A 19,817-nucleotide genomic window follows, 5' to 3' on the forward strand; every position below is an offset into this window, starting at 1 on the left:
TTCGTGCATGCAAGGTAAAGTGAAATGGTTCAACGCAGAAAAAGGCTACGGTTTCATCGAGCGTGAAGACGGCGGCGACGTATTCGTACACTTCTCCGCAATCCAATCCGAAGGGTTCAAGACTTTGGAAGAAGGCCAAGCGGTTGAGTTCGATATCGTAGAGGGCGCACGCGGTCCTCAAGCAGCTAACGTGATCAAGTTGTAATCATCCCGGCTTCTTTGGCCGACCGTATAGATGGTTATTAATTGAACAAATGATTAGCAGCCACAGCACCCTGGAGAGATCCGGGGTGCTTTTTTGCGTACCAACGAACACTCTCTAAATATTTTTTTAAATATTCTGATAATTTAGCAGGATTTGAGGAAGAAAGCGCGAATATATATAAGTGTAGTTTGAAGGGAGGAATTGTACAATGAAATTCAACATTCGCGGAGAAAACATCCAGGTGACTGAAGCACTCAGAGATCATGTTGAAAAAAAGCTGAGCAGGCTGGATCGGTACTTTGAAGCCCCCCTTACTTCAGAAGTTTATGCCACGTTAAGTGTGGTCAAAGGCATGCAATCCGTAGAGGTGACTATTCCGCTGACCGGGTTCGTGCTTCGGGCGGAGGAACGGCACTCCGATATGTATGCAGCCATTGATTTGGTTGTGGATAAGCTGGAGCGCCAAATCCGCAAACACAAGACGAAAGCGAACCGTCAAATTCGCGTAGCCGGTGGCAAACGGGATATGTTCCGGATGGATTCCGAAGTTGCTGTTGCTTATGACTACGATGATGAAGACGATTTTGAACTGGTCCGTACGAAGCGATTCACACTGAAGCCGATGGATGTGGAGGAAGCGATCCTGCAGATGAACATGGTAGGGCACAGCTTCTTCGTCTTCTCCAATTCGGACACGTCCAAGGTGAACGTGGTGTATAAGCGCAATGACGGACGCTACGGCTTGATCGAGCCGGCCCAATAACACGTAAATTACAGCCTGCCCGAGAAGGGCGGGCTTTTCATTTTTCTTGGCAGAATGGGGAAAAACTAAAGGGAATTGCTCACATTTGTTGCGGCATAGTGTTCAAAAATGCTACAATTTACTTTAGCTAATAAATAGGCTAAGTCTGCCGACTTGCCGTTCTGGACATAGAAAGGGGATTAGCAAGCAATGCTAGGACTCGTGAAGAAGATTTTTGGCGATTCGAATGAACGCGAATTAAAACGTATGTGGAAGGCCGTTGAATATATTAATTCGTTGGAGCCGCAATTTGAGGTGCTGACGGATGATCAGCTTCGGAACAAAACCGTAGAGTTCCGCGAGCGTCTGGAAAAAGGTGAGGACCTCGACGACCTGCTGCCGGAGGCATTCGCTACGGTACGGGAAGCGGGCAAGCGCGTGCTCGGCAAGCGCCATTATGACGTTCAGCTCATCGGCGGTATGACGCTGCATGAAGGCCGTATCGCAGAGATGCGTACAGGGGAAGGGAAGACGCTGGTAGGGACGCTGCCGGTTTATCTAAACGCGCTCGCAGGCAAAGGCGTGCATGTTGTTACGGTTAACGATTACCTTGCTCAGCGTGACAGCGGGGAGATGGGACAGATCTATCATTTCCTTGGCATGACGGTAGGTGTAAACCTTCCGAATTTGGAGCACAGCCAGAAGCAGGCGGCATACGCATGTGATGTCACGTACGGAACGAACAATGAGTTCGGTTTCGACTATTTGCGCGACAATATGGTGCTCTACAAGGAGCAAATGGTACAGCGTCCGTTGTCTTACGCGGTCATTGACGAGGTGGACTCCATCCTGGTCGACGAAGCCCGTACGCCGCTGATCATTTCCGGACAAGCCGCCAAGTCGACGGACCTGTATTTGCAGGCGGACCGGTTTGTGAGCACGCTGAAGGATGAGGAAGATTATGCGATCGACGTGAAGATGAAGTCGGTTGTACTGACCGAAGCAGGGGTGCAGAAGGCGGAGCGTGCCTTCCATATAGAGAACCTCTTCGATCACGACAATGTCACGATCAACCACCACATCACCCAAGCGCTGAAGGCGCATGCGATCATGAAGCGGGACGTGGACTACGTCGTGTCCGAGGGTGAAATCATCATCGTTGACGAGTTTACGGGACGTCTTATGGTAGGCCGCCGTTACAGCGAAGGCTTACACCAGGCGATCGAAGCGAAGGAGAAGCTGGAGGTTCAGAACGAATCGATGACTCTGGCGACGATCACGCTGCAGAACTACTTCCGGATGTACCGCAAGCTGGCCGGGATGACCGGTACGGCGAAGACGGAGGAGGAAGAGCTGAAGAAGATTTACGGCCTCGAGGTTATCGTGGTTCCGACGAACAAACCGATGATCCGTCAGGATATGCCGGATGTCGTATATAAATCGGTAGGCAGTAAGTTCCGTGCGGTTGTGAACGAGATCGTGGAACGCCATGCCAAAGGACAACCTGTACTTGTAGGTACCGTATCCATTGAGAACTCGGAGCGCTTGTCCGACATGCTGAAGCGCAAAGGCGTGAAGCACCAGGTACTGAACGCGAAGAAGCACGCGGAGGAAGCGGAGATCGTATCCCAAGCGGGTCAGCGCGGGGCCGTGACGATCGCCACGAACATGGCGGGACGCGGTACCGACATCATGCTGGGCGAAGGAGTAGCCGAACTCGGCGGTCTGCATATTATAGGTACAGAGCGCCATGAGAGCCGCCGGATCGACAATCAGCTCCGCGGTCGTGCGGGACGTCAGGGCGACCCTGGCTCCTCGCAGTTCTATTTGTCGCTGGAAGATGAGCTGATGCGTCGTTTCGGTGCGGAGAACATCATGGGCATGATGGACCGCCTCGGCTTCGAGGAGGACCAGCCGATCGAGAGCAAGCTGATCTCCAAGGCAATTGAGTCCGCTCAGAAGCGCGTAGAGGGCAATAACTTCGACGTGCGGAAGATCGTCCTTCAGTATGACGACGTCATGAACCAGCAGCGTGAAATCATCTACAAGCAGCGCCGCGAGGTCATTGAGTCGGAGAATGTGACGGAAATCGTTCATGGCATGATTATGCCGGTCATTGAGCGTATTGTTGAAGCGCACTGCTCGGATGATCTGGTGCCGGAAGAGTGGGATCTGCAAGCGATTGTGGATTATGCGAACGGAACGTTCCTGCATGAAGGCCAAATCACCAAGGACGATCTCTGGGGCAAAGAGAAGGAAGAGATCATTGAGTTTATTCAGGAGCTTGTCCGCACCTTGTATAAAGAACGCGAGCAGCATATTGGCGAAACCTTCATGCGTGAATTCGAGAAGGTGGTTGTGCTTCGTGCGGTAGACAGCAAGTGGATGGATCACATCGATGCGATGGATCAGCTGCGCCAAGGGATTCACCTCCGCGCTTACGGCGGTACTGATCCTCTTCGCGAATACCAGTTCGAGGGATATGAGATGTTCCAAGAGATGGTTCAGAGCATCCAAGAGGAAGTTGCAACTTACATCATGAAGGCGCATGTCGAGACGAATCTCGTGCGTGAGCCGGTGATCGAGATGATCGATCCGTCTGCAGCCGATGCGCCGAAAACACCGGTCACGAACGACGACAAGATCGGCCGGAACGACCTGTGCCCTTGCGGCAGCGGTAAGAAGTTCAAGCAATGTCACGGCGCGTAAGCTAACGCACGCCAAAGACTTTAGACAGAAGGAGGTCGGGGCCTGATGCGGCTCCGGTCTCCTTTTTCTCGAAGATAACGTATAGGGAGTGTTGTAGAGATGTTGGATCCAGAAGTGAAACGTGATTTGCAAGAAACGGCCAAGCGCTTGGCTGAGCTTAGGGGGTCTCTTTGACTTAGATCTGAAGCTGGAGCAGATCGCGGATTTCGAAGAGAGAATGTCGGCTCCGGATTTCTGGGACGACAATGAGAAGGCACAGAAGATCATCGGGGAATCGAACGCGGTCAAAAGCGTGGTGGATCAGTTCCAGGCCCTCGCGTCGGAGTATGACGACCTGGAGGTCATGCAGGAGCTGATGCAGGAGGAGCCGGATGAGGGCATGGCCGCGGAGCTGACGCGGGGCATCACGGCGCTGGTGCGCAAGCTCGAGGAATTTGAGCTGCAGCTCCTGCTCAGTGAGCCGTACGACAAGCTCAACGCCATCCTGGAGCTGCATCCGGGTGCGGGCGGTACGGAATCGCAGGATTGGGCCGAGATGCTGCTGCGCATGTACCGCCGTTGGGCCGAGAAACGAGACTTCAAGGTCGAGGTTCTCGACTATCTGCCGGGCGATGAGGCCGGCGTGAAGAGCGTAACGCTGCTCATCAAGGGCTATAACGCCTACGGCTATCTCAAGGCGGAGAAGGGCGTGCACCGGCTGGTGCGCATCTCGCCGTTCGACGCTTCGGGGCGACGCCATACGTCGTTCGTATCGTGTGACGTGATGCCGGAGATCGAGGATGACGCCGAAATTGAGATCCGCACGGAGGATCTGAAGGTTGACGTGTACCGAGCGAGCGGCGCCGGCGGACAGCACATCAACACGACGGATTCTGCGGTACGGATGACGCACATCCCGACCGGCATCGTCGTCAGCTGCCAGACGGAGCGCTCGCAGATCAAGAACCGGGAGCGATGCCTCAAGATGCTGCGCTCGAAGCTCTACGAGAAGAAGATCGAGGAGCATGAGAAGCAGCTGGCGGAAATCCGCGGCGAGGTGTCGGATATCGCGTGGGGCAGCCAGATCCGCTCCTACGTATTCCACCCTTATAGCATGGTGAAGGACCACCGGACCTCCGCGGAAACAGGAAACATCGGTGCCGTGATGGACGGCGACCTTGATCTCTTCATCGACGCTTATCTCAGAGCGCAGATTGCGAAACCTGCGGATAAGGAAGCATAAGGCCAGTTCAACATAAATTCAGCAGTTCCGGCGAATCCTACTTGTATTGAAACCAGGGCGCATTACAGCGTCCCGGCATTCGGATACGGGTAGGATTTTTTGCTATGGGAAAGGGGAACGCAGAGGTGACGGAAACGACGAAGGAAGAGCAGCTGTTAGGACACACCGAACCGTGGCCGTTCGATGACGGGGTCCTGCCCGAGATGGAACGACCGGAATCGCGTGAGCTTATGCAGGGGATTGTACGGACCAGGGGATATTCGGTATCGGCCCTTCAGTCGCGTAAAGAAAGGGGAACGAAGGCCCGGATTGCATGGAAGCAGCATGCCGGCGATTACACGCTGCTGCTGGTTGGCTCCTTGCTGATCGCCGTCAGCTTCAACATGTTCTTAAACCCGAACCAGGTGGCATCCGGCGGCGTTTCCGGCATAAGTATTATTACAGAGGAATTGTTCGGCTGGGAGCCGGCGATCACCCAATGGGCGCTCAACATTCCGCTGTTCTTCGCGGGGATGTATTTGCTCGGAGGGGAATTCGGGCTGAAGACATTGGTGGGCACCATTGTTTTGCCCTTACTTGTCCTCTTAACACGGGGCCTGCCGTCCCTTACGCATGATCTGCTGCTTGCGACCATCTACGGAGGGATGCTCATCGGCTTGGGGCTGGGACTTGTGTTCCGTGCGCGCGGCTCCACCGGCGGCTTGGATGTCGCGGCACAAATTGTGCATAAATATACAAGTATCGGTTTAGGGGTGTCGGTTGCCTTGTTGGACGGGCTGGTCATCATGACGGCGGCGTTCGTATTTTCTCCGGAAAAGGCGCTATTCGCCCTCATCGGCCTGTTCGTCACCACCAAAACGATCGGTATCGTGCAGCTGGGCTTCAGTTATTCGAAGGTGGCCTTTATTATTACGGAAGACGCTGAGGCGATAAGAGAGGCCATTCTGTTCAAGCTCGACCGGGGGCTCACCAATCTGCAAGCGACTGGCGGTTACTCGGGAGAGTCGCGAACGGTCATTATGGTCGTCGTAAGCCAGACGGAGGTGACCAAGCTGAAGGAGCTTGTGAGGCGGACGGATCCGAAGGCTTTTGTCATCTTAAGCGACACGAATGAGGTGCTGGGAGAAGGCTTCAAGCGGTACGGAACAGTATAATCCGGGAAGTACCTTTTTTCTATCAAAAAAAGTTGCTCGTACGCCCGGAAATGGATTGAATTTATCCCGGGAATCCGGTACGATTCATTCGTAGCGGCAGCGGATCGGTGCGGGTGCCGGAAGGGGAGCGTTGGGTCTAACGATGAGCAAAAAGTGGATCATGGTAAGTGTCATCATCCTAATTACAATCATGAGCAGTGCCGCCAGCGCATACGAATTGACGGCCCGGGACAGCGACGGGGGCTTCGTGCTTCAAAACCCTTTTGCCAAGCAGGTGGATGTGGTGGTGATCGGGACGGAGCTGGAGGGGATGTATTTGGCCCGAAGGGCAAAGCAGGAGGGGCTGAAGGTGCTCATCCTGGAAACGAAGGAACGCCTCGGCGGTCAGCTGATCCAAGGGGAAATGCTGTATCTGGACGGCGTGTACAACGATAACGGCGACTCGCTGGTGCAGGGCGGCATGAAGGACCTTTTTGACCGGTATGATAAAGGAGATATCCGCAAGAAGGCACAGTTCGCCGAATATTTCCACCGGCTGATTCATCGGATCCCCATCGATAAGGGTATCGTGATAAAGGACATCGAGACGCAGGAAGGACGCATAACGGCGTTTACATACACGAGAAAAAATGGGGACCTCGTTCGGGTGGAGCCGGGGTACGTGGTCGACAACTCGGATGATGCCGCTTTCATAAGCAGGCTGGGCGGGGTAAAACCGCTGCCGGGGCTGGAATCGTTGTATGGTTCCAAGGGGCCCCGCGAGTTTATGAGCGGCACCTATATGATGAAGTTTAAGAATGTGGACTGGCATCAGTTCTACAGCCACTTTTGGAAGCTGGACAAAGTAGAGCGTGCCAGTCTATACGGACCGGAAACGTACGTCGATTCGAACATCGCCTATGGGTTTCCGCCGATTGTGAACAAGTATGAGCTTCGCAATCCGCAGATGCTGAACCTGCGCGGCTTGAATATTTTGAATCAAGGGGACGGGGAGCTGATCATTAACGCTCTGCAGGTGTACGATGTGGATGCGAGTAAGCCGGAAACGGTGGAGCGCGGCATGCAGGCGGCGCGGGAGGAGGTGCCCCACATTCTGGAGCATCTGCGGAAGTCCATCGTCGGCTTCGAGAAGGCGGAGCTGAACGGGGAGCCGGCTTATCTGTATGTGCGCGAATATCTTCATTATCCGACGGAATATGTTATGGAGGCGACGGATGTGATGAGCGGACGAATGTTCTGGGATAACGTAAGCATCGGCGGTTATTTCATGGACATTCAAGGCTCGCGCTCCAATCGGGAGGGACTGGCGGTAGGGAAGCCGGACCAATATGGTCTGCCGCTGCGAAGCTACCTGCTCAAGGGCTACGATAATGTCGTCACGGCCGGCAAGCTGGTAGGGTCGTCGGTGGTTGCCTACGGCAGCACGCGGATCCAGCCCAACGGAGCCCTCGCCGCGGAATCGATCGGAGTGCTGATGGGACGGATCGGAGGCCGAAGCCTGAAATCGGTCACGGAGGAAGAGATGAAGTCGCTGCATCAGTATTTGGCGTCGAAATATCATATTCAAGTCGCGCCGCGAGAGGCTAAAAACAAGATCGAATGGATGAACGAGGAGCAGCGGGCGGAGCTGAATGCAGGGAAGGTGACGCTGCTGCCGGGTCATGTCGTGGCGAGGCATTTGCCGGTGATGCGGATGACGGTGGACGGGAAACCGGCCAAATTCGGCGGGCTGAAGCCGCTGGTGATCGAGGGGAAGCCATGGGCCCCCCTGCAGGAGACTTTTCACTTGCTCGGAGCGCATCATGTGCGGTACGATGTAGAACGGAAGCGGGTTCGCTATCTGCTGTCTCGGCAGGAAGGCGAAGAAGCGCTCGTGGCAGAGGTACCGGTGCATGTGCTGAATAATTTTGCGCTAGTGGATCTGAAGCGGGCCGCTGATTTGCTCGGGTACGAGCTGCAGTGGGATGAGGCTTCCTGGGTCGCGGCGCTGATGAAGAAGGAGCCCGGCTCTTCCTAAGAGGGGGCTCCTTTTCTTAGGAAATTTTTATTGAATTAATATACCGTCGAATGTATAATAATACATAGTTTTTCAAATCGGAGGGAACGGCCATGTCTACAACAACAACTTTACGAGCGGCGATTATCGGTTCTACAGGCTACGGCGGAGTGGAGTTGATCCGGCTTCTGCTGGCACATCCGCACGTGGCGATCACTTCGGTAATCTCCTCTTCCAGCGCGGGAGCGCCCATTGCGGACGGATATCCGCATCTCAATCAAATTCTCACGGATCGTCTGGATGCTATCGATGTGGAGCTGATTCGCGGCAAGGCGGACGTTGTCTTCCTGGCTACACCGCATGGCGTAGCTTCGGAGCTGGCTCCCAAGTTTCTGGATGCGGGCTTGAAGGTCATCGATATTTCCGGGGATTTCCGTTTAACGAACGGAGAGACATATGAGCAATGGTATAAGCATAAGCCGGCTGATCCGGCCTATGTAGAGCGTGCCGTATACGGGTTAGCGGAGGTATTCGGTGAAGAAGTACACGGAGCGGAGTTTATCTCCAATCCGGGCTGTTATCCGACAGCGACGCTGCTTGGCTTGGCTCCGCTGGCAGCCAACGGCTGGATCGATCTGAAATCGATCATCGTGGATGCCAAATCCGGCGTTTCCGGCGCGGGCCGCGGCTTAAGCCTACTCGTGCATTATTCGGAAATCAACGAGAATTTCCTGGCTTATAAAGTGAACAAACATCAGCATACACCGGAGATCGAGCAGGTGCTCGGACGCCTTGCCGGCGAAGAGGTGGTCATGACGTTCACGACCCATCTGGTCCCGATGACGCGGGGCATATTGTCCACGATCTATGTCAATTTGAAAGAGCAGCGGACGGAGGACGAGGTCTTGGAGCTGTTCCGTTCGTACTATGCCGGACGCAAATTCGTGCGGATCCGCGACAAGGGCAAATGGCCGGCGACGAAGGAAGTATGGGGCTCCAACTACTGCGATATCGGCATTTCGCTTGACCCGCGTACAGGCCGCTTGACCGTCATTTCGGTCATCGACAACGTAGTGAAGGGCGCTGCCGGTCAGGCAATACAAAATTTGAATTTGATGATGGGCTGGGACGAGGCGACAGGCCTTGCGTTTACCCCGGTATATCCATAAAGGAGAGCGAACGCGGTGGGGAAAGATTTTATCGTAGTGCCGGACGGCACAGTGACGACGCCGAAGGGATTTCAGGCAGGCGGACTGCATTGCGGTTTGAAAAAAACGGAGCGCCACGACCTCGGCGTCATCTATTGTGAAGTTCCTGCAGCAGCGGCGGGCGTGTACACGCTGAACCAGTTTCAGGCGGCACCCCTGAAGGTGACGCAGGAAAGCATTGCGGCGGAAGGCCGTCTGCAGGTCATGCTGGTCAACAGCGGCAACGCGAACGCTTGTACGGGCCGGCAGGGCGAGGAAGACGCGCGCTCCATGCGTGCCGCCGTGGCTGCGGCCTTCGGCGTGAAGGAGCACTTGGCCGGCGTTACCTCCACAGGCGTGATCGGCGAGCTGCTGCCGATGCCTAAGGTGCTGGGCGGCATTGAGAAGCTGCCTGCACGGGTTAGCATCGAGGGCGGCGATGATTTCTGCCAGGCGATTCTGACCACGGATCTGGTGAAGAAGGAAACCTGCGTAAGCGTAACGGTTGGCGGACGCACGGTACATATTGCGGGAGCGGCGAAGGGCTCCGGCATGATTCATCCGAACATGGCGACGATGCTCGGCTTTATGACGACGGATGCGAACATTGAGAGCCAGCATCTGCAGAAGCTGCTGAACGATGTGACGGATTCCACATTTAATATGATTACAGTAGACGGCGATACGAGCACGAACGATATGGTGGTCGTGATGGCCAGCGGCCTTGCAGGCGGCGATGCCTTGACACCGGAGCACCCGGACTGGGAAGCGTTCCGTGCCGGTTTTGAATACGTAGGCGCATACCTTGCTAAGGCAATTGCCCGCGACGGCGAGGGAGCGACGAAGCTGATTGAGGTGACGGTAAGCGGGGCGGAGTCCCGCGATGCGGCCCGCGCGATCGCGAAGACAGTCATCGGCTCGAGCCTGGTGAAGTCGGCTTGCTTCGGCGCCGATGCGAACTGGGGACGCATTATTGCGGCCGTAGGGCGTGCAGGACAGCCGGTGAACACGGAGACGGTGGATATTCGTCTCGGCGACATCGTGACACTGGAGCAGTCCCGACCGGTGAAGTTCGACGAAGAGAAGGCCCTGGAGTACCTGAAGGGCGACTTTGTGCACATCCATGTGAATCTGAATATGGGCGAGGCTTCGGCTACGGCTTGGGGCTGCGATCTTACCTATGACTACGTCCGCATCAACGCGGCGTATCGGACTTAAGGGCGAAGGAGTAGGACGATGAGCTGTTTTGTTATGAAATGCGGAGGCAGTACGCTGGCGGCGCTGCCGGACGCTTTTTTCGCAGATCTGAAGAAGCTGCAGGAGTCGGGCAACATCCCTGTGATTGTGCACGGCGGCGGCCCGGCGATTTCGGGTACGCTCGAAAAGCTCGGCATTGAGACGGAGTTCGTGAACGGACTTCGCAAGACCAATGAAGAGGTGCTGGATGTCGTGGAGATGGTGCTGGCGGGTCAAATCAACAAGGAGATTGTCCGCAAAATCCAGCTGTCCGGCGCGCAAGCACTGGGGCTTAGCGGTGTGGACGGTCATCTAATTCAAGCCCAGCCGGTGGCGAATGCACATGAAGTGGGCTTGGTGGGCGATGTGACGAACGTGAATGCATCGCTGATCGAGGGCATTGTTGCGATGGGTTACATGCCGGTTATTGCTCCAGTAGGGATTGGTGCGGACGGCGGCCAGCGTTACAACATCAACGCGGATACGGCAGCCGGTGCGGTAGCCTCTCACCTCGGCGTAGAGCGTATGATCGTCGTGACGGATGTGCCGGGCATTATGAGAGTCGTGGACGGGGAGAAGGTTGTCCTGCCTTCCGTCACGGTGGCACAGATCGACGAAATGATCGCGAGCGGCGAAATTTACGGGGGCATGATTCCGAAGGTACGGGCAGCCGTGCAGTGCATTCAGGGCCGCGTACAAGAAGTGGTTATTGTGAACGGGGCAGAGCCGGAAGTATTGAGCAAAGCGCTGGAGGGCGCGGTCGGTACCCGGATTGTTAAATAGATTTGGCCTATCAATCGAGAATAAGAAGGAGTGAACGACATGGGAGAGTCTCAGAACGCATTGTTTCCGAACTACGCACGCTATCCGCAAACGTTTGTTAAGGGGGCGGGCAGCCGACTTTGGGATGAGAACGGACGCGAGTACCTGGATCTGATGTGCGGCCTCGCCGTTACGAATTTGGGGCATGCCCCGGTGCAGGTAACGGAACGCCTGAAGGAGCAGATCGATACTTTATGGCATACAAGCAACCTGTTCCACATTCCGAATCAGGAGAAGCTGGCGCAGCTGCTGGTAGACCATAGCTGTGCTGATGCGGTGTTCTTCTGCAACAGCGGGGCGGAGGCGAACGAAGCAGCGATCAAGCTGGCTCGCCGTTATTTCCAGAAGGTGATCGGGCAGCCAGAGCGTTATGAGATCATTACGTTCCACATGTCGTTCCACGGACGGACATTAGCGACTTTAACGGCAACAGGCCAGGATAAGGTAAAAGAGGGCTTCGCCCCGCTGCCGGAAGGCTTCGTTTATGCCAACTATAACGACACAGCTTCCGTAGAAGCGCTGATCAGTGAAAAGACATGCGCCGTCATGCTGGAGATGGTTCAGGGCGAGGGCGGCGTCAACCCGGCGGACCGGGAGTTCGTCCGCGAGGTGGCGGCGCTTTGCGAGAAGCACGGCCTGCTGCTGATCATTGACGAGATCCAGACGGGCATGGGCCGCACAGGCAAGCTGTTCGCCTACGAGCATTACGGCATCGAACCGGACCTGTTCACGCTGGCGAAAGGTCTTGGCAGCGGGATGCCGATCGGCGCGCTGCTTGGCAAAGAGAAGCTGCGCCAGGCGTTCAGCGCGGGCAGCCACGGCTCCACCTTCGGCGGCAACTATTTGTCTACAGCGGCAGGGATTGCTACACTGGAGACGATGCTCGCCGAGAAGCTGCCGGAACGTGCGGCGGAGATGGGCGACTACATTGTCAGCGAGCTCCGCTCCAAGCTGGCAAGCAATCCGCTGGTGCAGGAGATCCGCGGGATCGGCCTGCTCATCGGCATTCAGCTGACGGGACCGTCGGCGGAGCCGATCAGCGCCATCCACGGGGAGGGCGTGCTGGTGGTTTCGGCCGGACCGAATGTCATTCGTCTGGCGCCGAGCCTGTTGATTTCGAAGGAAGACGTTGACCGCGGCATCGAGGTCATCTGCTCCGTTCTGGCGCAGAAGGCTGCAGCGGCGGTATAGAGGAGGAAACCCACTTGAGTAATCTAACGAAGCAAGACATCGCAGCACAGCTCAGAGGACGCGATTTTATCGGCCTGGTCGATTACACGTCCGAAGAGATTCAATATTTGATCGATCTGGCGATCGAGCTGAAGAAGAAGCAGAAGTCCGGTGAGGCATACCAGCCTCTAAAGGGCAAAACCCTCGGCATGATTTTTGAAAAATCGTCCACCCGGACCCGTGTTTCCTTCGAGGTGGGCATGTACCAGCTCGGAGGGCACGCGCTTTTCCTGAGCAGGAACGACCTGCAGATCGGCCGCGGCGAGACGATCGGCGATACGGCTCAGACCATGTCCCGTTATCTTGACGGCATCATGATCCGTACGTTCGCTCACCGCACGGTAATCGAGCTGGCCCGCAATGCGACCATTCCGGTCATTAACGGGCTGACGGACCTGTCCCATCCGTGCCAGGCACTGGCGGATTATCAGACGATCCTTGAGCATAAGGGACGCCTGAAAGGGCTCAAGATGGCTTTTATCGGCGACGGCAACAACATGGTGCATTCCTTGATGATGGGCGCGGCGAAGCTCGGCGTGAACTTCACGGTAGCGACGCCGGAGGGCTATGAACCGGATGCCGAGGTCGTACAGCTTTCCAAGGAGGTAGCTGCTTTGAACGGCTCCACGATCGAGGTCGTATACGATCCGAAGGAAGCGATCGACGGCGCGGATGTCGTATATACCGACGTATGGGCGAGCATGGGCATGGAAGCGGAGCAGAAGGAGCGGGAAGCGGCCTTCGCGAACTATCAGGTGAACGATGAGCTGGTGAAGTTCGCTAAGAAGGACTATCTGTTCATGCATTGTCTGCCAGCGCATCGCGGCGAGGAAGTCAGCGAGGGCGTCATCGACGGACAAAATTCCATTATTTTCGATCAGGCGGAGAATCGTCTGCACGCGCAAAAAGCGGTTATGGCCGCCATCATGTAGCGATAGATTCCATTAGAAGAGGGAGCAAGGGAAACCATGGCGAAGCAAAAAATCGTATTGGCATATTCGGGCGGTTTGGATACGTCCGTCATTTTGAAATGGCTGAAGGAAACCTATGATGCAGAGATTATCGCGTTCACCGCGGATATCGGGCAAGGAGAAGAGCTCGACGGCCTCGAGGAAAAAGCGCTGAGCACCGGTGCATCCAAGGTATACATCGATGACCTCCGTGAAGAATTCGCGCGGGATTTCATCTACCCGATGTTCCAGGCAGGAGCGCTGTACGAGGGTCAATACCTCCTCGGTACGAGTATCGCTCGCCCGCTGATTGCCAAGCGCATGGTAGAGATCGCACGCGCAGAAGGCGCTACCGCGATTGCTCACGGAGCAACAGGTAAAGGTAACGACCAAATTCGCTTCGAGCTGACGGCCGCTGCACTGACGCCGGACATCGAAGTCATCGCCCCTTGGCGCCTCGAGGAATTCCGCGAGCAGTTCCCTGGACGTGCCGAGATGATCGCCTATGCGGAGAAGCACGGCATCCCGGTGCAGGCGTCCGCTTCCAAGCCTTACTCCATGGACCGCAACCTGCTGCACATCAGCTTCGAGAGCGGTATGCTGGAGGATCCTTGGTTCGATCCAAGCGCGACATCCAACAAAGACATGTTCGTGCTGAGCGTAGACCCGGAGGATGCTCCGAACGAGGCGGAATACATTGAGCTTGAGTTCGAGCAAGGGAACTGCGTAGCAGTGAACGGCCAGCGTCTGGCTCCGCTGCAAATCATGGAGACTCTGAACGCGCTGGGCGGCAAGCACGGGGTAGGCCGCGTCGATATGGTGGAGAACCGTTTCGTAGGCATGAAGAGCCGCGGCGTATATGAGACGCCGGGCGGTACGATTCTGTTCACCGCACACCGCAAGATGGAGTCCCTGACAATGGACCGCGAGGTTATGCTGCTTCGCGACTCCCTGATTCCGAAATACGCTCAGCTCGTATATAACGGCTTCTGGTTCGCTCCGGAGCGTCTGGCCATGCAAGCTCTGGTAAACGAGAGCCAGAAGAACGTAACCGGCGTAGTACGCCTGAAGCTGTACAAAGGTAACGTCATCGGCGCCGGCGTACAAAGCCCTGTAAGCTTGTACAACCCGCACATCGCAACGATGGAAGCCGATCCGACGAAGGCATACGATCAAGGCGATGCGACAGGCTTCATCCGCCTGAACGCGCTGCGTTTGCGTGTTGCTGCCGGCGTAGAGCAAAGCAAGAAGTAAGCTGCTGTGTCCCTGAGAATAACCCGAGCTTCGGAGCTGCGGGTTATTTTCTTGGTCGCACGCAAGGGGCGGATGCCTTCCTGCCGCGGCCGGCGGCAACAGCCGCAATCGAGACGCTGACAGGCTATTTATGGTATAGTGGTGGAAATGAAGTTACGTTAGAGGGGAGCAAGTGATGTGTCTAAGCTTTGGGGTGGGCGTTTTACGAAGAAAACCGACCAATTGGTAGAGGAATACACGGCTTCGATTCTTTTCGATAAGGAGCTGGCCGAGGAGGATATTCAAGGCAGTCTGGCGCACGTGACGATGCTGGGCAAGCAAGGGGTTCTTCCTGCGGACGATGTTGAGAAAATCAAGGACGGCCTGCTGAAGGTGCAGGGCATGATCCGCCGCGGCGAGCTGGAGTTCAACGTCGGCGATGAAGACATCCATATGAACATCGAGAAGGCGTTGATCGATGAGGTAGGTCCGGTCGGCGGCAAGCTGCACACGGGACGCAGCCGGAACGATCAGGTGGCGCTGGATATGCACCTGTGGCTGCGGAAGCGGGTTGTCGAGTTCGTCGGGATGCTGAGCAAGCTGCAGGAGGCGCTTCTGGAGCAGGCGAAGCAGAATCTGGATACGATCATCCCGGGCTACACCCACTTGCAGCGTGCCCAGCCGATTTTGTTCGCGCATCATATGATGGCGTACGTATCAATGTTCCAACGGGATATCGAGCGTCTTAAGGACAGCTACAGCCGGATCAATGTGCTTCCGCTCGGCGCAGGGGCCTTGGCCGGCACGACGTTCCCGATCGACCGCCATTTCGTGGCGGAGCAGCTCGGCTTCGACGCGGTGTACGAGAACTCGCTCGATGCGGTAAGCGATCGTGATTTCATCCTGGAGTTCTTGTCGAACGCATCGATTATCATGATGCACTTGTCCCGTTTGTGTGAGGAATTTGTGCTTTGGTCGAGCACGGAGTTCCATTTTATCGAGCTGGACGATGCCTTCTGTACGGGCAGCAGCATCATGCCGCAGAAGAAGAACCCGGACGTGGCGGAGCTGGTGCGCGGTAAGACCGGCCGTGTCTACGGCAACCTGTTCGGTCTGCTGACCGTGCTGAAGTCGCTTCCTCTTGCCTACAACAAGGACATGCAGGAAGACAAGGAAGGCATGTTCGATACCGTTCGCACGCTGCAAGGGGCGCTTCAGCTGTTCGCTCCGATGGTAGCCACGATGAAGGTGAACAAGGACCGGATGCGTCAAGCCGTGAATCAGGACTTCTCCAACGCGACGGATATTGCGGATTACCTTGTGAACAAGGGGCTGCCTTTCCGCCAAGCGCATGAGGTCATCGGCAAAACGGTGCTTTACTGCATTCAGCAGCAGAAGTTCCTGTTGGATCTGAAGCTGGAGGAGTACCACCAGTTCTCGACGCTCTTCGAGAGCGACATCTACGAGGTGCTGCAGCCGGAGCGCGTAGTCAACGCACGCAACGTGTACGGCGGAACCGCGACGAATCAGGTAAGCGGCGCCATTGAGCGGGCCGGTAAAGTGCTCGAGAGCACCAATGCATGGTTTGAAGAGTTCTACAACAAAAGCAGATAACAGAGAAGCCCGGGTCCTTCAAATATGAAGTGTACCCGGGCTTTGTATTGGTTTAACGGAACGTCGGTCCCTTCACTCCGTCCTCAATCATCGGCCCCCGCGGGTCGGCATTGGGAGCCGGTTCGCCCGATTTGGCCCCATCACCGCCGTTATTCACGGCAATGACCGTCGGCTGTGCGGAATATGTATCCTTGGAAATACGCTCCTGCCCTACTACCGTGCCATTCTGCTTCTTGATCCGGTACGTTTCGACCACGTAACCGGGCTTTCCCTGCGTGATGATTTCCTGCTTGCCGACCCGTAAAGAGGGATTATGAACATACTTGACCGGCGGCTGAAGAGTTTCCAGCAGCTTCGACTCCACTTCATAGGTAACATCCCCCGGCATTTGACCGAACAGCTTGACCGACACCTGAACATCATCCGCTGACGTCCGTATGAGTAAGTGATGCTGCGTACTATTGCGGAACTTAAAGTTAATATGTCCGCTGGCGAAGGTGGCGTCCTGGCCGAGAGGCACATAGCTGACCGGCAGGGAGTGGTTGCGCCGTTCGACAATGGCCAAGCCGGCGCGAAGCACGGCATTGTACAAGGTCGAAGACACTTGGCATATGCCGCCGCCGATCCCGGGTACCAGCTTGCCGTTAAGAATGACGGGTGCCTCGCGGAAGCCGAACTTTTTCTCCGTTTGCTCAATATAGGTGGCGTAATCGAACACCTCTCCCGGCTTGAGCACCACATCATGAATGCTTGCTGCGGTGGAGCGCACGTTGTGAATGCGTCCTTCACTGCTGACCGCCGCCGATCCAGGCGGATAGCTGGTCGAAAACTCCGTCAGCTTACGCACAATCCCCTGCGCTTGCAGCGAAGCAACGGTTACCTGGGGCTCCAGCCAATAGAGGGGGACCTGCACTGTAACCGGCTGGCTTCCTTCCCCGCAGCCTGATTCCCCGCCTCTGCAGCGCTCGATTCCCGCCTGCATTTCTGCGGATCCCCACGCCGGCAGCAAGCTTCCAAGGAGCGTCAGCAGCTTGCCTTCATCGACCCGCTCAACCTTCACTTCCGGCGTGTATCCGATCGTATCGTCTCCTCGGACGAAGCGTTTCGCATCGACTGGTTTTTTTGTGTAAAGCGTCTGTAGGGCCTCCTGCAGCGAAGCCTTCAGCTTGTCCTCGGCAACCGTCCGTTCGATTGTCCAAGCGCCTCCCCGCTGCTGCCATCGGTACACAGCCCGCCGGAACAACGAGCCTTCCTTCAGCGGCATCAACTTCTCGACCGTGTGCCCATCACTTACGACGAGTCCTAGCTGCCCCAAGGTGCGTTCTACGATCAGCGGCTGACCGCCGGACACTGCTGCGACCAGCTGCACCTTTTGCCCGAGCAAAAGCTCCTTTTTCCATGCAAGCTGACGTTCAAACTCTTGGATCGGCATGCCTCCGACAGACCAATCCTCCACAGTAACACTTGAAGGTAAGGTGGTTTTTGAGCCATACCAGCTGATCGTTAGCAGAACGGACAAGGTAAACACAATCGAGGTCAATGCCATACTTGTCCAAAAGGTTGGGATTCGAAGCTGCATCACCGTTTATCTCCTTTTGCTTCCACGCTTGTACTACTCCGATATATATGCGGCCAAGCCTTGAAACTTTCCTATAGTCTTAGTTCGCCGGGATTTGTCGAATGATTCGACTGCGGGGCCGGGAAGACCCATTTTCAACTTACATTCAGCTACCGTTCACCATTTCTCCACCAAACCTGCGTGAAAGCTGTAGAAAATGTTGGACGTGCAAAGGATTTTCCCCTTTTATGTCGAAGTTTAATAGGCTGGGAATGACCGGCACTACCATTACCGGAAGAACGAGCCGATCGTTCGATATAGATGACAGAAAACGACAAAACGAAACTATCAGGATGTGATGACGTGATCGAAATGCAGGACGTATGGAAAACGTATCCAGACGGCAACCATGCCCTCCGCGGCATCAGCGTAAAGGTAGACCGCAACGAGTTCGTCTACGTGGTAGGCCCGTCCGGCGCCGGCAAATCGACTTTTATGAAGCTTATGTATAGAGAAGAAAGGCCTTCGAAGGGGCAGATTTTTGTCAACGGCTTTAATCTGGAGAAGCTGAAGCAGCGTAAAATCCCTTATGTACGCAGGAATATTGGGGTTATTTTTCAGGACTTCCGGCTGCTGCCGAAGATGTCCGTGTATGAGAACGTCGCTTTTGCGATGGAGGTTATCGAAGCTCCCAAGAAGATCATCAGGAAGCGCGTGCAAGAAGTGCTGGAGCTGGTTCGCTTGAAGGATAAGACCGGCTCGCTGCCAACGCAGCTGTCCGGAGGAGAGCAGCAGCGAGTTGCCATTGCCCGGGCAATTGTCAATAATCCCGCAGTGATTATCGCGGACGAGCCGACCGGGAACTTAGACCCGGAAACGTCCTGGGGGATCATGAAGCTCATGGAAGAAATCAACTTCCGGGGCACAACGATCGTTATGGCCACACACAACAAGGAAATTGTTAACACGATGCGCAAGCGGGTCATAGCAATCGAGAACGGGAAGATCGCCCGTGATGAAGCAAGGGGTGAATACGGCTATGAGGATTAGTACCGCCGGTCGCCATATTCGCGAAGGCTTCAAGAATGTTGCGCGAAACGGGTGGATGTCCTTTGCCTCCATTAGCTCCATCTCGATTTCGCTCTTCATTCTGGGCGTCTTCCTGCTGCTGTCTTTGAACGTGAATTTCTTAGCCCAGCAGATTGAACAGCAGGTAGAAATTAAAGTATACCTGGAGGTCAATACGCCGCAGGACCAAATTCAGCAAATTCAAAATGAGATCGCCGCCATCCCTCAAGTGTCGAAGGTGACCTTCGTCTCCAAGGAGGAGGGGCTTAAATATTTGCGGGAGAAGCTGGGGGAAAGCGGGAAACAGCTCCTCGAGGGCTTTGACGGAAGCAACAATCCGTTGAACGACTCTTACACCGTAGAGGTTGCGGAGCCGCGTGAGGTTGCCAGTGTTGCCCAGAAAATCAGCGAGCTGAACAATACCAGGCCGATGAAGCCGATCTATCGGGTCAGCTACGGGCAAGGAACCGTCGAAACGATGTTTAAGGTGACGGAAATCGTGCGCAATGTGGGCCTAGTGCTTGTAGCCGGTTTGGCGCTGACAGCCATGTTTTTGATCTCAAACACAATTAAGATTACGATTGTCGCCCGCCGCCGCGAAATCTCCATCATGAAGCTGGTGGGTGCGACGAATTCATTCATACGCTGGCCGTTTTTTATCGAAGGAGCGCTGCTGGGACTAATCGGTTCGATCATCCCGGTTGCGATATTGCTGTACGGCTACTGGCAGATGATGAGGCTGATTCAGGTGGATATGAGTCTCTTGCTTATCAAGCTTTTGCCCTTTGAAGCGATCCGCTACGAAACAGCCGGGCTGCTCATCGGGATCGGCATCATGATCGGCGTCTGGGGAAGCACATTATCGGTTCGTAAATTTTTACGGGTGTAGGG

Annotated in this window: 16 protein-coding genes; 15 read left to right on the forward strand and 1 reads right to left on the reverse strand. The window is 55.5% G+C overall.

What is annotated here, in order from left to right:
- Window positions 1-7: 7 nt before the first annotated feature.
- The 13 genes from RAC89_RS12690 to argH all read left to right on the forward strand — a co-directional run bounded on the left by RAC89_RS12690 (window position 8) and on the right by argH (window position 16,300).
- Complete coding sequence (locus RAC89_RS12690) at window positions 8-205, forward strand: cold shock domain-containing protein (protein ID WP_079914265.1); 198 nt, start codon at window positions 8-10, stop codon at window positions 203-205.
- Between the two features lie 208 nt (window positions 206-413).
- Window positions 414-968, forward strand: coding sequence for a ribosome hibernation-promoting factor, HPF/YfiA family (hpf, locus tag RAC89_RS12695; protein WP_306613896.1), 555 nt, complete (start codon window positions 414-416; stop codon window positions 966-968).
- Between the two features lie 189 nt (window positions 969-1,157).
- Window positions 1,158-3,656, forward strand: a complete 2,499-nt coding sequence (gene secA, locus RAC89_RS12700; RefSeq protein ID WP_306613897.1) for a preprotein translocase subunit SecA — start codon at window positions 1,158-1,160, stop codon at window positions 3,654-3,656.
- Between the two features lie 99 nt (window positions 3,657-3,755).
- Window positions 3,756-4,878, forward strand: a protein-coding gene (gene prfB, locus RAC89_RS12705; RefSeq protein ID WP_306613899.1) for a peptide chain release factor 2 whose coding sequence is annotated in 2 segments (ribosomal slippage) — window positions 3,756-3,827 and window positions 3,829-4,878 — 1,122 coding nt in all. Because the reading frame shifts where the segments join, the coding sequence is not laid out codon by codon here.
- 230 nt (window positions 4,879-5,108) lie between these two features.
- The gene (locus RAC89_RS12710; protein ID WP_373430017.1) at window positions 5,109-6,032 is read left to right on the forward strand and encodes a YitT family protein; all 924 of its coding nucleotides are present in this window, start codon (window positions 5,109-5,111) and stop codon (window positions 6,030-6,032) included.
- A 142-nt stretch (window positions 6,033-6,174) separates the two neighbouring features.
- Window positions 6,175-8,049, forward strand: coding sequence for an FAD-dependent oxidoreductase (locus RAC89_RS12715; protein ID WP_306613902.1), 1,875 nt, complete (start codon window positions 6,175-6,177; stop codon window positions 8,047-8,049).
- A gap of 92 nt (window positions 8,050-8,141) precedes the next feature.
- On the forward strand, window positions 8,142-9,197 hold the full coding sequence (gene argC / locus RAC89_RS12720) for an N-acetyl-gamma-glutamyl-phosphate reductase (RefSeq protein WP_306613903.1): 1,056 nt from the start codon (window positions 8,142-8,144) through the stop codon (window positions 9,195-9,197).
- A 15-nt stretch (window positions 9,198-9,212) separates the two neighbouring features.
- The gene (gene argJ, locus RAC89_RS12725) at window positions 9,213-10,433 is read left to right on the forward strand and encodes a bifunctional glutamate N-acetyltransferase/amino-acid acetyltransferase ArgJ (protein ID WP_306613905.1); all 1,221 of its coding nucleotides are present in this window, start codon (window positions 9,213-9,215) and stop codon (window positions 10,431-10,433) included.
- A gap of 18 nt (window positions 10,434-10,451) precedes the next feature.
- On the forward strand, window positions 10,452-11,234 hold the full coding sequence (gene argB / locus RAC89_RS12730; protein WP_306613906.1) for an acetylglutamate kinase: 783 nt from the start codon (window positions 10,452-10,454) through the stop codon (window positions 11,232-11,234).
- A gap of 39 nt (window positions 11,235-11,273) precedes the next feature.
- Window positions 11,274-12,464 (forward strand): acetylornithine transaminase, encoded by a 1,191-nt coding sequence (locus tag RAC89_RS12735; protein WP_306613907.1) that lies wholly within the window; start codon window positions 11,274-11,276, stop codon window positions 12,462-12,464.
- A 14-nt stretch (window positions 12,465-12,478) separates the two neighbouring features.
- Window positions 12,479-13,435, forward strand: coding sequence for an ornithine carbamoyltransferase (argF, locus tag RAC89_RS12740; RefSeq protein ID WP_306613908.1), 957 nt, complete (start codon window positions 12,479-12,481; stop codon window positions 13,433-13,435).
- 36 nt (window positions 13,436-13,471) lie between these two features.
- A complete protein-coding gene (locus RAC89_RS12745; RefSeq protein ID WP_284643316.1) occupies window positions 13,472-14,707 on the forward strand; it encodes an argininosuccinate synthase in 1,236 nt (411 codons plus the stop codon).
- A gap of 177 nt (window positions 14,708-14,884) precedes the next feature.
- Window positions 14,885-16,300 carry an argininosuccinate lyase gene (argH, locus tag RAC89_RS12750; RefSeq protein WP_306613910.1) on the forward strand — a complete coding sequence of 472 codons (1,416 nt, stop codon included), beginning with the start codon at window positions 14,885-14,887 and terminating at the stop codon, window positions 16,298-16,300.
- A 52-nt stretch (window positions 16,301-16,352) separates the two neighbouring features.
- Here the strand turns inward: argH and RAC89_RS12755 are convergent, their stop codons facing one another.
- The gene (locus tag RAC89_RS12755; protein ID WP_306613911.1) at window positions 16,353-17,879 is read right to left on the reverse strand and encodes a VanW family protein; all 1,527 of its coding nucleotides are present in this window, start codon (window positions 17,877-17,879) and stop codon (window positions 16,353-16,355) included.
- Window positions 17,880-18,221: 342 nt separating this feature from the next.
- Between RAC89_RS12755 and ftsE the strand changes: the two genes are divergently transcribed.
- Together ftsE and ftsX are read left to right on the forward strand one after the other, a co-directional pair.
- Complete coding sequence (gene ftsE, locus RAC89_RS12760; protein ID WP_306613912.1) at window positions 18,222-18,908, forward strand: cell division ATP-binding protein FtsE; 687 nt, start codon at window positions 18,222-18,224, stop codon at window positions 18,906-18,908.
- On the forward strand, window positions 18,898-19,815 hold the full coding sequence (ftsX, locus tag RAC89_RS12765) for a permease-like cell division protein FtsX (RefSeq protein WP_306613913.1): 918 nt from the start codon (window positions 18,898-18,900) through the stop codon (window positions 19,813-19,815). The genes ftsE and ftsX overlap by 11 nt, the downstream gene beginning before the upstream one ends.
- Window positions 19,816-19,817 lie beyond the last annotated feature (2 nt).

This window comes from Paenibacillus sp. GD4 (assembly GCF_030846225.1).
Taxonomy (GTDB): Bacteria; Bacillota; Bacilli; order Paenibacillales; family NBRC-103111; genus Paenibacillus_G; species Paenibacillus_G silviterrae.